At 52.6% G+C, this 14715-nt stretch carries 13 protein-coding genes; 12 read left to right on the top strand and 1 reads right to left on the bottom strand.

Annotated elements, in window-relative coordinates; all coding sequences use genetic code 11:
• Positions 1-64 precede the first annotated feature (64 nt).
• The 10 genes from aroC (at position 65) to aroA (ending at position 10803) form a co-directional block, all read left to right on the top strand.
• Entirely contained in the window at positions 65-1225 is a 1161-nt protein-coding gene (aroC, locus tag FGI41_RS06540) for a chorismate synthase (RefSeq protein WP_139489167.1), read from the top strand.
• Positions 1225-2337, top strand: a complete 1113-nt coding sequence (gene aroB, locus FGI41_RS06535) for a 3-dehydroquinate synthase (protein WP_139489166.1) — start codon at positions 1225-1227, stop codon at positions 2335-2337. The genes aroC and aroB overlap by 1 nt, the downstream gene beginning before the upstream one ends.
• Positions 2337-2705 (top strand): chorismate mutase, encoded by a 369-nt coding sequence (gene aroH / locus FGI41_RS06530; protein ID WP_139489165.1) that lies wholly within the window; start codon positions 2337-2339, stop codon positions 2703-2705. The genes aroB and aroH overlap by 1 nt, the downstream gene beginning before the upstream one ends.
• Positions 2706-3003: 298 nt before the next feature.
• Positions 3004-4527 carry an anthranilate synthase component I gene (gene trpE / locus FGI41_RS06525; protein ID WP_139489164.1) on the top strand — a complete coding sequence of 508 codons (1524 nt, stop codon included), beginning with the start codon at positions 3004-3006 and terminating at the stop codon, positions 4525-4527.
• The gene (gene trpD, locus FGI41_RS06520) at positions 4524-5549 is read left to right on the top strand and encodes an anthranilate phosphoribosyltransferase (RefSeq protein ID WP_139489163.1); all 1026 of its coding nucleotides are present in this window, start codon (positions 4524-4526) and stop codon (positions 5547-5549) included. The genes trpE and trpD overlap by 4 nt, the downstream gene beginning before the upstream one ends.
• Positions 5539-6351 carry an indole-3-glycerol phosphate synthase TrpC gene (gene trpC / locus FGI41_RS06515; protein ID WP_139489162.1) on the top strand — a complete coding sequence of 271 codons (813 nt, stop codon included), beginning with the start codon at positions 5539-5541 and terminating at the stop codon, positions 6349-6351. Before trpD ends, trpC begins: the two co-directional genes overlap by 11 nt.
• A 2-nt stretch (positions 6352-6353) precedes the next feature.
• Positions 6354-6998 carry a phosphoribosylanthranilate isomerase gene (locus FGI41_RS06510; RefSeq protein WP_139489161.1) on the top strand — a complete coding sequence of 215 codons (645 nt, stop codon included), beginning with the start codon at positions 6354-6356 and terminating at the stop codon, positions 6996-6998.
• Between the two features lie 86 nt (positions 6999-7084).
• Positions 7085-8182 carry a histidinol-phosphate transaminase gene (gene hisC, locus FGI41_RS06505; RefSeq protein ID WP_139489160.1) on the top strand — a complete coding sequence of 366 codons (1098 nt, stop codon included), beginning with the start codon at positions 7085-7087 and terminating at the stop codon, positions 8180-8182.
• A gap of 195 nt (positions 8183-8377) precedes the next feature.
• Positions 8378-9478, top strand: a complete 1101-nt coding sequence (locus FGI41_RS06500) for a prephenate dehydrogenase (RefSeq protein ID WP_139489159.1) — start codon at positions 8378-8380, stop codon at positions 9476-9478.
• 44 nt (positions 9479-9522) lie between these two features.
• Positions 9523-10803, top strand: a complete 1281-nt coding sequence (gene aroA / locus FGI41_RS06495) for a 3-phosphoshikimate 1-carboxyvinyltransferase (protein WP_139489158.1) — start codon at positions 9523-9525, stop codon at positions 10801-10803.
• A gap of 225 nt (positions 10804-11028) precedes the next feature.
• On the opposite strand, the gene FGI41_RS06490 is transcribed toward aroA, so the two are convergent.
• Complete coding sequence (locus tag FGI41_RS06490) at positions 11029-12597, bottom strand: Na+/H+ antiporter (RefSeq protein WP_139489157.1); 1569 nt, start codon at positions 12595-12597, stop codon at positions 11029-11031.
• A 195-nt stretch (positions 12598-12792) separates the two neighbouring features.
• Between FGI41_RS06490 and FGI41_RS06485 the strand changes: the two genes are divergently transcribed.
• Both FGI41_RS06485 and FGI41_RS06480 read left to right on the top strand, forming a co-directional pair.
• Entirely contained in the window at positions 12793-13359 is a 567-nt protein-coding gene (locus FGI41_RS06485) for a hypothetical protein (RefSeq protein ID WP_139489156.1), read from the top strand.
• A 13-nt stretch (positions 13360-13372) separates the two neighbouring features.
• Positions 13373-14509, top strand: coding sequence for a DUF4097 family beta strand repeat-containing protein (locus tag FGI41_RS06480; RefSeq protein ID WP_176560159.1), 1137 nt, complete (start codon positions 13373-13375; stop codon positions 14507-14509).
• The last annotated feature ends 206 nt before the right edge of the window (positions 14510-14715 follow it).

Below are 14715 nucleotides of genomic sequence, written 5' to 3'. Positions count from 1 at the left end.
CACCAGAAAAGTGTGTTACTATTGCACATAAAAGCGCTAAAGGATTATCAGGAGGAGAGAAGAGATGAGATATTTGACAGCAGGAGAATCACACGGTCCACAGTTAACAGCAATTATTGAAGGGGTACCGAGTAATCTCCCAATTTCATTTGAGAAAATCAATGAGGAGCTGCATCGCCGCCAAAAAGGTCATGGTCGTGGCCGACGCATGCAGATTGAGAAAGACCAAGCGCAAATCCTTTCTGGTGTCCGCCACGGGTTTACCACAGGTGCGCCGATCACGATGGTCGTCGAGAATAAAGACTGGACGCACTGGCGCAACATCATGAGCATCGAGCCGGTTGAAGAGGGCGAAGACCGCCGCCGCGTTTCCCGTCCGCGTCCAGGCCATGCTGACCTCAATGGTGCGATCAAATACAACCAGCGCGACATGCGTAATATCCTGGAGCGTTCCAGTGCCCGCGAGACAGCGGTTCGCGTAGCTGTCGGTGCATTGGCGAAGCAGCTGTTGGAGCAATTCGGGATTAAAGTGGCAGGACAAGTCAGACAGATTGGACATGTCATCGCCAAGGAAGTAGATCTGCCGATTGATGAAATCATTGCAAAAACCGAAGAGTCCCCTGTCCGCGTGTTGGACAAAGAGGCAGAAGCAGAGATGATGGCTCTGATCGACAAGGCCAAAGAAGACGGCGATTCCCTCGGCGGTACGGTCGAAGTCATCGTCGAAGGTGTGCCGGTCGGACTTGGTAGCCATGTACAATGGGACCGCAAGTTGGATGGTCGTCTCGCTCAGGCGATCATGAGCATCCAAGCGTTCAAAGGCGTCGAGATCGGGATCGGTTTTGAAGCGGCAGGTCGTCCAGGCTCACAGGTACATGACGAGATCATCTGGGAAGACGGCAAAGGCTTCTCCCGCAGCACCAACCGCGCAGGCGGACTTGAGGGCGGGATGACCACTGGCATGCCAATCGTCGTACGCGGCGTGATGAAGCCGATTCCAACCCTGTACAAACCGTTGCAGAGTGTTGATATCGACAGTAAGGAAGCCTTTGCGGCAACGATTGAACGTTCTGACAGCTGCGCAGTACCAGCAGCAAGCGTGGTAGCAGAAGCGGTCGTAGCTTGGGAGATTGCACGTGTGATGTGCGAGGAGTTCCAATCCAACCACCTCGAGCAGATGATCGAGAACGTCAACAAACACCGCGAATACACGGAGAAATTCTAATGAGCACAACGACCCGCACCCTTGTTGTTGATCTGGAAGAGAGAACGTACCCGATCCACATCGGAGAGGGACTGTTGGCACAGGTACCGTCCTTTTTACAGGAAAAAGGCGTACGTACAACGAGCAGACTGTTTATCATCACAGATGATAAGGTAGGCCCGCTCTATCTGCAACAGCTGACCGACAGCTTAGAGGCGGCAGGGTATCAGACGGCATCTGAGACCGTCGTCTCCGGCGAAAAGGCCAAATCGTTCGCTGTCTATGAAAAAGTGATGGGGGCCGCGATTCGCGCCGGACTCGACCGCAAGTCAGTCGTTCTGGCGCTGGGTGGCGGTGTGGTAGGCGACTTGGCAGGCTTTGTCGCGGCTACGTATATGCGCGGGATTCCGTTTGTCCAGCTGCCTACGACACTTTTGGCCCATGACAGCTCGGTCGGCGGCAAAGTGGCGATCAATCACGAGTTGGGCAAAAACCTGATCGGTGCCTTCCACCAGCCGCTGATGGTGATTTACGATACAGCGACACTGCGCACGCTGCCTCCACGTGAGATTGCCGCAGGCTTTGCCGAAGTGGCGAAGCACGGTCTGATCTCCGACGAAGGCTTCGTAGACTGGCTGATGCAGCACAGCGAGGCGCTCAATCAGTTAGATTCTGCTTTGACAGCCGAAGCGATACATAGAGGATGTGCAGTCAAAGCAGACATCGTATCACAGGATGAGACAGAGCAGGGCGTACGTGCCTTGCTTAATCTCGGACACACCTTTGGTCACGCATTCGAAGCTTTGAGTGATTACAGCCGGTTGAACCACGGGGAAGCCATCTCGATCGGTATGGTGCTGGCAGCAGAGCTCTCAGAGCGGATTGAGCTTGCCCCACAAGGTACGCGGACCCGCACGGAAGAGCTGCTCCAAGCCTTCCGTCTGCCGACTGCCTGGCCTGCACACTGTGACCCGCATGAGGTGCTGGAAGTGATGCGGCGCGACAAAAAAGGTGTAGGCGGCAAGCTTGTACTCGTACTGCCGAGCCGGATCGGGCAAGCCCAAATCGTAAAAGAAATAGATGAGTCCATCATACATCAAGTGATGAAAGAAGCAGCGGAGGTGAATTCCTGATGGGCGTAAGAGGAATCCGGGGAGCTGTCACGGTGACGGCCAACACGGAACAAGAGATTGTGACAGCAACCAAAGAACTGATTCAAGAGATCGTCAGCCGCAATGACCTTGTGCCGGAGGATATCGTGAGCGTCCTGTTTACCACCACACAAGACCTGAACGCCGTTTTTCCACCGAAAGCGGCACGTGAATGGCCGGAATGGGCGTATGTGCCGCTCATGTGCGCACAGGAAATCCCGGTAGAGGGCAGCCTTCCGATGTGCATCCGTCTTCTGCTGCATGTCAACACCGACAAGTCGCAAAAAGAAATCGAACACGTGTTTTTACGCGATGCTGTCAAACTTCGACCAGATTTGGCGAATAAGTAGGTTGACAAAACAATCAGATTTTATTAAAGTGAGAGACAGTTGAGAGTAAGTGAGCGTTTTTAGTATAGGTAGTACAGAGAGTAGACAGCGTAGTTCAGAACAGGTATGACAGTTAGAACGTATTTGATTTAGTTGAGACTAGTTGAGATGAGAAGAGCTTGGTTGAGGAGAGAAGAGCGGAGCCGAGATTTATAGGAACCTACTATGAATCCAAGGATGCTTTTGTCCTTGGATTCTTTTGCATACTTTCTCCCCCCAATCACCCCTTCGCCATCCACAGAAGAGGTGAAAAATATCCGTGTTTACCCCAACATTCCCTGAAGTACTTTCCCTTTCCGAGCAGTATTCCTTTATCCCTGTGAAGCTTACCCTCCTGGCTGATCAAGAAACCCCGATCCGCCTCTATCACAAATTCCGTCAAGATAATTCCTTCTTGCTTGAGAGTGTCGAAGGCGGTGCGCGTTGGGCCCGTTATTCGTTTATTGGATTGCGTCCGTTTATGACCATCGAGGCAAAAGGCCATGACATCACCATCGGCCGCCGCGGTGTGGAAGAGACAGAGACGCTCCATGGCAACCCGGTCAATACCCTGCGAGAGCTGACTAAACCGTTCACAAGTCCGCAATTGGCCGGCTTCCCTCGTCTGACTGGCGGTGCGGTTGGATTCTTTGGCTACAATACCTTGCATTATTTTGAGCCAAAACTGCCGCCGCATAAAAAAGAGTCGGTGAATGTGGCTGACATGCGTTTCCTGTTTATCGATGAACTGATCGCATTCGACCATCTCAAGCAAGAGATCCAATTAATCGTCAACCTGCAAGTGGAAGCGGGCGATACCCCGGAAGTGCTCGAACAGAAGTATGCAGAGGTGTGCAGCCGTCTGCTCGACCTGTCTGAAAAGGCATCCGCACCACTCCACAGCTCGCTTCAGCTGCGTCCGATCACCGTGTCCAACGAAAGCGCACCGAAGCTGCCGGTGAAACCGAATATGGAGCAAGAGGAATTTGAACGGATTGTACGCGAAGCCAAGGAGTATATTGCTGCCGGTGATATTTTCCAAGTGGTACTGTCACAGCGCTTCTCCATCGAGACCCAGGTAGACCCATTCTCCGTCTATCGTGTGCTGCGTACGCTGAATCCGTCCCCATACATGTACATCCTGCAATACGAGGGAGAGACGATCGTCGGGACCTCCCCAGAGCTTCTTGTACGCGTCGAGGATCAAAAGGTAGAGGTGCGTCCGATCGCAGGCACCCGCAAGCGTGGAGCGACACCCGAGGAGGATGCAGCACTTGCTGAGGATTTGTTGCAAGACCCGAAAGAGCGCGCCGAGCACTATATGCTCTTAGACCTTGGACGCAACGATGTAGGCCGTGTCGCTGAATACGGAAGCGTACAGGTAGAAGAGCAGATGGTAATTGAAAACTACTCCCATGTCATGCACATTGTTTCCCACGTAACGGGCAAATTGCGCAAGGATCTGGATGCATTCGATGCGTTGCTGGCCGCATTTCCTGCGGGTACGGTGTCTGGAGCGCCGAAGATTAGGGCCATGGAGATCATCGCCGAGCTGGAGCCGGATGCGCGTCACACCTACTCAGGGGCGATTGGCTACATCAGCTTTACGGGCAATCTCGATATGTGTATCACGATCCGTACACTGCTGTTCAAAGACGGCGTAGCCCATATGCAGGCAGGGGCAGGGATCGTTGCAGATTCCGTACCAGAGAGCGAGTATCAGGAGACGGTGAATAAAGCAGCGGGGATGATCCGCGCATTGGAAAAGGCAGAGCAGTTATTTCTAGAGGGGGCGAGAGTATGATTACGCAAGCACTGGATTTGATCATCCGGGGAAAACATCTCGACCGTGAAACCGCACGGGGGGCCATGGGCGAGATTATGGACGGCAACGCCACACCAGCACAGATCGGCGCGTTTCTCGCCGGTCTTCGCCTCAAAGGGGAACAGGTGGAGGAGATCATCGGGTTTGCGCAGGCGATGCGTGAGCGCGCGGTTCGTTTTCCACTCGAGCGTGATGGATTGGTTGATACATGCGGAACAGGCGGGGATGGAGCGGATACCTTCAACATCTCCACCGCTGCAGCGATCGTCGCAGCCAGTGCAGGTGTGCAGGTAGCCAAACACGGCAACCGCGCCGTGTCGAGCAAAAGCGGCAGTGCCGACGTGCTCGAAGCATTGGGAGTGCCGATTACGCTGTCCCCGGAAGGTGCAGCTGACTGCCTGACACTGACCAATCTCTGCTTCCTGTTCGCCCCGCTGTACCACCAAGCGATGAAACATGCGGCAGGTCCGCGCAAAGAGCTGAAAATGCGCACGGTGTTCAATCTGCTCGGGCCCTTGACCAACCCAGCCGGAGCAAAAGCACAACTGCTCGGCGTCTATGATGCTTCCCTGATCGAGACAGTCGCCGAAGTCCTGCGTGAACTCGGTGTAGAACGCGCCCTCGTCGTCGCAGGCGAGGATGGCCTTGATGAACTGACTGTCACCGGCCCAAGCCGCGTCGCTGAGCTGCGTGACGGCGTGATCACCACGTACGAAATCACCCCGGAACAATTTGGCTTAGAGCGCCATGAAGCCGAAGCGATCAAAGGCGGAGATCCGAACCTGAATGCGACGATCATCCGTGAAGTTTTCTCAGGCAAACGCGGTGCGGCCCGCGACATCGTCCTGCTCAATGCGGGCGCGATTCTCTATCTGTCCGGCCGTGCGATCTCGATCCAAGACGGCGTGATCAAAGCGGCAGAAGCAATTGAACGCGGTGATGTCAACCGCAAGCTCGAACAATTCCGTGATGTGGCAGGAGGGATGACCCATGCTTCATAAGATCGTCGAAACCAAAAAGCAAGAGGTGGCCCAACTGAAGGCTGCCACCCGCGCCGAAGATTTTCTCAATCAGATCAAAACGATGCCCGATACACTCGGCTTTCGCAACGCACTTATCAACAGCGCCCGTCCGGTCAGTGTGATCGCCGAGGTGAAAAAGGCTTCGCCATCCAAAGGCATCATCCGTGAACAGTTCGACCCAGTGGAGATTGCCAAAGCATATGCGGCAGCGCAAGCGGATGCCATGTCCGTTTTGACCGATCAACAGTATTTTCAAGGCAATCTGGAGTACTTGCGCCAAATCCGCCAAGCTGTCCAGATCCCGCTGATCCGCAAAGATTTTCTCATCGACGAGCTTCAAGTGCTGGAAGCCCGTGCAGCAGGTGCGGACTGCATTTTGTTGATCGCGGCCATTCTCGACGGCAATGAGCTTCATCACCTGAACCAAGTGGCCGAGAGTGTGGGTCTTGATGTGCTGATCGAGGTTCATGATACAGAGGAACTCGAAACCGTGCTGAACAGCACCACACCAAAGCTGCTCGGTGTCAACAACCGCAACCTCAAAACGTTTCAGACCGACATCGCAACGACTCAGCAGTTGATCACCCAAGTGCCTGCAGATATCCCGTTGGTCAGCGAAAGCGGCATTTCCTCCGCTTCTGATATCACGTATCTGCACAGCATCGGGGCACGCTCCGTGCTGGTCGGCGAACACTTCATGCGCCAAGATGACATCGCCCAAGCCGTCATTGATCTGGTCGGAGAAAAGCCAGCAGCGAACCAGACACAAGAGGTACGCTAAGCATGACCACGGTCAAAATATGCGGAATCAAAGACGTGGCTACCCTGCAACTGCTAAAGCGATGTGGGGTGGACTACGTCGGCTTTGTGTTTGCCCCAAGCAAACGTCAGGTGAGCGGTACCGAAGCAGGGGCGATGCTTCGCGCTGTACCTGAGCGTCCGCGAGCGGTAGGGGTCTTCGTTAATCCGTCACTGGAGGAGCTCGACGAGGTGATGGCCCATGCGCCGCTTGATGTCATCCAGCTTCACGGGCAGGAGACACCGGGTATCTGTGCACTGGTCCGTGAACGTTACGGTGTAGAGGTATGGAAAGCGTTGACAGTGGGGGGCGATTTTGCTCAGCTGACCAACATCGCAGACTATTTTCCTCATGTCTCTGCATTCCTGTTCGATACCCACGATCCGAAGCAGGCGGGCGGCACCGGCAAACGGTTTGCCTGGTCGGAAATCCCCAAACTGCGCGAATACACGGGGGATGTCCCGTTTTTCGTGGCAGGCGGGGTGAATGAAGAGAATATATCGGAACTGCTTACGAACTATCAGCCGTATGCTGTAGATATCTCCAGTGGTGTAGAGACCGACGGCGTCAAGGATCACGCTAAAATCAAGCATTTTGTCGAGCGGGTTCGGGTCTTTGATACGCAGTAGCTGAAAACAAATGAAAAATTTTTTTGAAAAAGGCTCTGTCCTTGTGTACAATAACAGGTAAACATAACCTGTCTGGAGTGAACCTGATGCAACCTAAACAGCGTATTCTGAATGTACCCCCTTATAAACCAGGTAAACCGATTGATGAGGTAAAACGTGAATTAGGTCTCACCGAAGTAATCAAGCTGGCATCCAACGAAAACCCGTTTGGCTGCTCTGAACAAGCAAAAGAAGCGATCCGTGCACAGCTCGACACGCTTGCGATCTATCCAGATGGCGGCTCCATGCAGCTTCGCTGGGAACTGGCTGATTTCCTGGGCGTCAAAGCCGATCAGCTGATTTTTGGTAATGGTTCTGACGAAGTGGTTCAGATGATCACCCGTGCCTACCTCGGTGAAGGTACAAGCACTGTGATGGCCACTCCGACCTTCCCACAATACAAATCCAACGCTACCATCGACGGTGCAGAAGTGATTGAAGTGCCGCTCAAAGACGGCGTTCACGATCTCGATGCGATGGCAGCGGCGATCAAAGCCGACACCCGCGTCGTATGGGTCTGCAACCCGAACAACCCATCCGGTACAATCAATACCGAAGCAGAGCTGGTTGCTTTCTTGGGTAAAGTAAGCAAAGACGTGATGGTCGTGCTCGACGAAGCATACTACGAATACGTAGTGGATGCAGCATATCCACAGACCGTTCCTATGCTCGCGCAATATCCAAACCTGATCATCCTGCGCACCTTCTCCAAAATCTACGGTCTTGCAGCACTGCGCGTAGGTTACGGTGTCGCATCTGAAGATATGATCAGCACGCTCAACCGTGTGCGTGAACCATTCAACACCAGCACATTGGCACAGGCTGCTGCCCGCGCATCCCTCGCTGATCAAGAGTTCGTCGTGAGATGCCGCGATCTCAACCGTCAAGGCCTCAAACAAGTAACCGACAAATTCGACGAGTGGGGTCTTAGCTACTACCCATCCCAAGCGAACTTTGTGCTTGTGAACGTAGGCATTGATTCCGATGAAGCATTCAGTAAAATGCTGAAGCAAGGTATCATCACCCGTTCCGGTAACGCACTTGGCTTCCCAGGTTATCTGCGGATCACCATTGGTAACGAAGCGCAGAACGACCAGATGCTCCAAGCTCTTGCCAACACGGTAGGCGTAGCTTCCAACAAGTAAGCCCTGCGTCTATTCTGCAAGCAGCTTTTCGTAACATGACAGGCATGGTTCTATCAACCCAGCCATACACAACAGATGCCGGTTTTTCCACCGGCATTCGTTTCACCAACACACTTTAACGCTTTTATGCGCGATAGATTTTCTTGATAGATATAGACGAGAGACCGATCAGAGACAAGATAGGGGATACTGGAGATGAAAACCACGATAGCCATACTGGGGATTGGGCTGATAGGCGGCTCGATTGCATTGTCCCTCAGACGAGATTCGAGCCATCATATCATCGGCTTTGATGTACACGAAGCCAATATTAACAAAGCACTGGTAAACGGAATCATCGACGAGGGGACGGTTGACCTGCAGACAGCTGTTCTGGATGCAGATGTGATTATCATGGCACCGCCCGTTGAACAAATCCGAATTTTACTGCGTCAACTCTCAGACCTGACCCTCAAAGAAGGGGCGATTATCACTGATGTAGGCAGTACCAAGACGGGAATCGTTGACTATGCGGGTATCCTTTCGCAAAAGAATGTGACGTTCATCGGCGGGCACCCGATGGCAGGCTCACACAAATCTGGTGTCGAAGCAGCTAACGAGCTACTGTTTGAGAATGCCTACTACGTACTCACCCCCACCCCCGATGTGCCGACCGGGCAGGTAGAGAGACTTCAGCAGATGCTGTCGCTCACCCGTGCCCATGTGGTGGTGATGCAGCCGGACGAGCATGATGAAGTGGTTGGAGCGGTCAGCCATTTTCCGCACCTGATCGCTGCCTTGCTCGTGAACCAAGTGTCCGCTTACAATGAGGAGAAGGAATGGCACCACCGTCTGGCGGCAGGGGGATTTCGTGACATCACTCGGATCGCTTCGAGCAATCCGCGCATGTGGCGCGATATCCTGCTCAACAACCGCGATTACCTGATCAAGATCGCAACCGACTGGCGGCAGGGCTTCGAGAATATTATGGCGTTGGTTGCTTCGGGTGATGGAGACGGCATCGAGGAATTTTTCCGTGATGCCAGAGACGCTCGCGATAACCTGCCAGAGCGCAAACGCGGTGCCATCGAGCCCTTGCTTGATCTGTACATAGATATCCCCGACCATCCGGGTGAGATTGGCCGAATCACGACCCTGCTCGGCAGCAAACAGATCAGCATCACCAATATTCAAATCCGTGAGACGCGTGAGGATCAATTGGGCGTATTGCGTATCACCTTCCGCAATGAACGGGAACTGGAAAAAGGTGCGGAGATTCTGCGTTATTTTGACTACCATGTGTACCCGAGGGAGTAATTGAACACACAAACAAACCAGAGACGCAAAAGGAGAGGAACCATATGCTTCAAGTAAAACAAGCCAAACAGATTCAAGGAACGGTCCGTGTACCGGGTGATAAATCTATTTCACACCGTGCTGTCATGTTTGGCGCGCTGGCGGAAGGTACGACAGAGATCAGCGGATTCTTGCCAGGAGCTGACTGTCTCAGCACGATTAGCTGCTTTCAGCGCATGGGCGTAGAGATCCAGCAAGACGGCGACCGTGTAACCGTCAAAGGCAACGGATGGTTTGGTCTGCAAGAACCGACGGAAAAGCTGGATGTCGGCAACTCCGGTACCACGATTCGCCTCATCTCAGGGATTCTTTCCACCCAGCCTTTCCATACCGTACTGGAAGGGGATGAGTCGATTGCCAAGCGTCCGATGCGCCGTGTCGTCGGCCCGCTCCGCGAGATGGGTGCCAAGATCGATGGCCGCAGAAACGGTGAGTTCACACCGCTTGCCATCCGTGGCGGCGAACTGACTGGGATCACTTACCAATCCCCTGTAGCAAGCGCTCAGATCAAATCAGCGATCCTGCTCGCAGGTCTGCAGGCAAAAGGTACAACCACCGTGGTGGAGCCGACCGTCTCCCGTGACCACACAGAGCGGATGCTCCGTGCATTCGGCATTGAGATCGTACAAGAAGGCAACAGCGTGTCCGTCCAAGGTGGACAGTCACTCAAAGGACGCTCGATCGTCGTACCGGGCGACATCTCTTCGGCAGCTTTCCTGATCGTCGCGGTCATGATGGTGCCAAACAGCAAGCTGACCATTGAAAATGTCGGCATCAATCCAACCCGTACCGGTATCATCGACGTGGTGAAAGCGATGGGCGGACAGATTGAGCTGACCAACCAACGCATCGTCAACGAGGAGCCGATAGCTGACATCGTCGTGACACACAGTGAACTGACTGGAACAGTGATCGAAGGCGACCTGATTCCACGTCTGATCGACGAGATTCCAGTCATCGCGGTTCTCGCTACCCAGGCAAAAGGCCAAACCATCATCCGTGACGCCGAAGAGCTGAAGGTAAAAGAAACCGACCGCATCGCTACTGTCGTCTCCCAACTGAGCAAATTCGGTGCTACTGTCACGCCAACCGATGACGGTATGATCATCGAAGGCTCTGCCCAACTCACCGCCGCAGAGATCGACAGCATGGGTGACCACCGCATCGGCATGGCGATGGCAATTGCAGGCTTGGCTGCCCCAGGAGAGACGGTAATCCACAATTCTGAGGCGATCAACGTCTCATTCCCAGGCTTTGCCCAATTGCTGGAGCAGATCAGTCAGTAAACTGAACTCAGCCAATTACTGGAGAGATCAGTCAGTAACTAGCCTCTACCTACTTGCTGAACAGATCAGCCGATAAGCAGTCTGTCAATCATACCTAGCCAGTCACATTCAGTTACTTATTGTCCCTTCTGTCTGCAAACAAAAGCACCGTCCCTACCTCTTCATTCAGTAGGAAACGGTGCTTTTTGCATAGACAATCCTCTTTTTATGCTGCCTTCCAATTGGTTAATGATTCTCTTTTTCCAACAACGTTACCAGCTTTCCGATCACTTCCCGACGCGCCTGCTCAGCAGTATCAGGTGATACGATCTCCTTATGCTCGAGACGGGCAATCGCTTCTTGCTCCGCATACAGTGTCTGACGGCGGGCAGCTTCGATCTGCTGCTCTTGAATCTGTGGATAACGGCAGAACAACGTATCCATCTCCCGGCGGCACACATTAATCTGCTGCTCATATTCTTGATCCAGCGTCTGGTAGACAGTAGGGGAGATCAGCGCCATTTTTTCCATACGGGCCAGTTCTTCACGGGCCGCGATGGAACGGTGGAAGCGGGTCAACAGGTTCTCGTATTCGCTTCCTTCATGTGTGGAGGAGACCAGACCAAGCTTTTGGATCAACGGCTTGATCGTCAGCGCCTGAATAATCAACGAGAACAGCACCACACCGAATGCCAGCACCAAGATATCCTCGCGACCCGGAAAATCCCTCGGCAGACTAAAGGCCAGCGCGATGGACAGAGAGCCTTTCAGTCCACCCCAGTTGAACACATGGCGCCACGCCCACGGAGTCGTCTTGTCAAACAGCAGACTGCCATACACCGCCAGACTGCGGGAAACCAGTACGATCACGATGGCCAACAGCACCATCTGCCATTTATCAGCCAAGTGAATCCGGTCAATCTCCAGCCCGACAAGCAAGAAGATCAGCGAATTCGCCACCAGTGCCGTCACATCCCAGAACGAACGGATATTGAGACGGGTCGTCGGTGTCATGCCAATCCTCGCGCCATAGTTTCCATAGACCAGCCCGGCGACCACCACAGCTATCACACCTGACACATGATAATGCTCCGCAATAAAAAAAGAACCGTAGAACAACAGCATCGAGAACAGAATCTCCAGTGGATAATCATCATAGAACTTTGTGATCTGCGAAAACAGGAACGACAGCACAAACCCGATCGCCGCGCCCCCCATCGCCACCAGGAAGAAATCTCCCAAGCCTTTTACCAATCCAAAGGCACCAGCTTCCACATAGACCAGCAGAGAGAAGGCCGAAATCTTGAAAAACACAACCGCAACCCCGTCATTTGCCAGGCTTTCGCCTTCCATGATCGTCGCCAGACGGTGCGGTACACCCATGCTTTTAAAAATCGAGATCACGCTGATTGGATCGGTTGCAGACATCAGCGCTGCAAAGACAAACGCAATCGCAAGCGGCAACCCAAGGATGTACATGCTCATAAATCCTGTCAGTACAAAGGAAAGAAGAGTCCCGAGAATCGCCAACAATACGATTGGCTTCATGCTTTGTTTGATGTGTGAGAAAGGCATTTTGAGGGTCGCTTCCCCCAGTAGCGTCGGCAGAAACAGCATGACGATGATAAAATGAAACAATTCATCTGCCACCACGACATCTTTGATTGTTTCCAAGCCCTCAGCTGGTACGATACCAATCAGTGTACCGACGATGACGAGGGCAATCGGATACGGCTGCCCCAGCTTGTTGGCTATTGCTGTCACAGCGGCGGCTACCCCAAGCAGTAAGATAAATAATTCAAAGTGTTCGGCCACTTGTTATTCACTCCCATATATCCATATCATTTGTAGCGTGATGCAAAATGGCCTAAAACATACCTTATATGCGTTACATCGTAATATCGTGATAGATTTGCGACATATCACCAAAAAATGTTTCATTTTCGCAACTTTTTCTGTAGAGTAGGGAATAGGCTGTACTTGTGAATATTTGGTAGGAGGTAACATGCTGTGAGCTGTCATTACCATTCCACCCGCAATGCGATGGGTGTCTGTCGTCTGTGCGCTACCGACCTTTGCGAAGAGTGCATGAATATTATCAATAACAACGTATTATGTGAAAAATGTATCCGTCTGATCGGGGAACATGCTGAAAAGAGATACGGGACAGGTCTACATACCGGAGAAGGCACTGCAACGGTTGGTTCTGCATCATTTGCTGGCAATCCGTTTGCAGATACAACAACTCGTCCATCTAAGCATCAGCAAGCCAATCATGCCACCACCCAGCCAGCCCTGCAGCCCAAGCGCAAAAGTAAATTCATTACGTTCCTGTTTTGCTTCGTACCAGGACTCGCGCATATGTATCTCGGGTTCATCCGGCAGGGCCTTGAGATGATGGCGCTCTTTTTCATGACGATCTGGCTGACAGCTCGCTTTGATGGCATGCCATTTGCTTTTTTGATTCCGATCACGTTTTTCTTCTCGGTATTTCATGTTTTTCAGAAAAGAGAACAGCTGGAACGCGGCGAAGTCTCCTCGATGGACCAGAGCCTGTTTCGTAATCTGAATTCGTAAGGAGAGATTTCATTTGAACAAAAAGATCGGAAGATACCAATTAGCGCTGACCTTGGTTGCACTAGGCACAGCGATCCTCGTAGACAAGTTGACCGGCTCTCAGTGGCTTCCCCGTATCCTCCCATTTTGGCCTCTGATCCTGATCGCAGTTGGCGGTGAACTGGTCTACAGACAGATCAGACCGGGTGACAGCGGGACGAGATGGCAGTTGGACCGCAAAAGCATCGTCCTGACCGGTGTCATCATCCTGATCGCCAGCTTTATCCCAGGCTTCAAAACGTCAGACGGTGATTGGGGCAGCCTGGAGGCGGTTCAGAACGGCCTGGAGAAGAATTTGCCGATCATCAGCGGACCGAGCAGCCGGGTCACGCTCCACGATGCAGAATTGTCAGCGTCCGATATTGAATCCGTCCACATCAACAATTCGCTCGGCGAGGTCAAGGTCATCGGCACAGACGATCCCGTCGCAACGGTCAAGATCGACGCCAACATCAAAGCCCAGACCCAAGAAGAGGCCAAAAGCATAAGCTCTCAACTGGAAGTCTCTGTCGAGCAAAACGGCTCCGAATTACAAATCGAAGTAGAGGAGCACAAGAAGCTAAAAGAAGTCTACATCACTGTCCGTGTGCCAAGAACCGTCCAAGTCTATGCCGACCAGCAGACAGGCGCCATTGAGGTATCCAAGGTCACAGAGGCTGTGCTCAATACAGATCTGGGATCGATTCAGGCCACCGATATCCCGACAGCTGTAAAAGCAACCTCCAGAGCGGGTGCGATCAGCTTGACCGATATCGGAGAGACGACAGTCAAATCAGAGCTTGGCAGCATCACCATCAAGAACCCCGCAGGCAAGTTAGACGCCGAGAACGAGATGGGCGAGATCAAAATCTCAACCTTCTATCAGATTGCAGGCGACTGGGATGTACGCAATGAAATGGGGTCGATCGAAGTGATGCATCCCACAGACGCTTCGTTCGAGCTCACAGCCACCGCAGAGATGGGTGAGGTCGAAGGCAAAAATCTGATGGTTACAGAGGTCGGCACAGGCTCCACCGTCAGCCAGACCTTCGGCAGCGGGGGCAAGGAGATCACCCTTGAGACAAAGGCGGGCAGTATCGAACTGAAGCAGACCGGAACCAAAAGCAAATAAAAAATGGATAAAGGGAGAGTTTTCCAGCATCAAGTGAGAAAACTCTCTTTTATTTTTAAAAAATAATTTGACAATTATTAAAAGCTGGGTATAATAAAAAGTACAGTATGGTTTCTCTCCACTCCTATCCAAAATATAAAAGCACGATTGTGCTACCGCCGTTTGAATGCGCTTACAGAATGCGCTTACATAACACGGCGGTTCTT

This window comes from Brevibacillus dissolubilis (assembly GCF_006170445.1).
Taxonomy (GTDB): Bacteria; Bacillota; Bacilli; order Brevibacillales; family Brevibacillaceae; genus Brevibacillus_B; species Brevibacillus_B dissolubilis.
Note: the sequence above shows the minus strand (reverse complement) of the source record. Positions and strands in the feature narration are given on the sequence as shown.

Bases quoted from the DNA above. Each gene is read 5' to 3' on its own strand.
- aroA (WP_139489158.1), top strand. From the start codon at position 9,523: ATGCTTCAAGTAAAACAAGCCAAACAGATTCAAGGAACGGTCCGTGTA.
- trpD (WP_139489163.1), top strand. From the start codon at position 4,524: ATGATTACGCAAGCACTGGATTTGATCATCCGGGGAAAACATCTCGAC.
- hisC (WP_139489160.1), top strand. From the start codon at position 7,085: ATGCAACCTAAACAGCGTATTCTGAATGTACCCCCTTATAAACCAGGT.
- FGI41_RS06510 (WP_139489161.1), top strand. From the start codon at position 6,354: ATGACCACGGTCAAAATATGCGGAATCAAAGACGTGGCTACCCTGCAA.
- trpC (WP_139489162.1), top strand. From the start codon at position 5,539: ATGCTTCATAAGATCGTCGAAACCAAAAAGCAAGAGGTGGCCCAACTG.
- aroB (WP_139489166.1), top strand. From the start codon at position 1,225: ATGAGCACAACGACCCGCACCCTTGTTGTTGATCTGGAAGAGAGAACG.
- aroC (WP_139489167.1), top strand. From the start codon at position 65: ATGAGATATTTGACAGCAGGAGAATCACACGGTCCACAGTTAACAGCA.
- FGI41_RS06500 (WP_139489159.1), top strand. From the start codon at position 8,378: ATGAAAACCACGATAGCCATACTGGGGATTGGGCTGATAGGCGGCTCG.
- aroH (WP_139489165.1), top strand. From the start codon at position 2,337: ATGGGCGTAAGAGGAATCCGGGGAGCTGTCACGGTGACGGCCAACACG.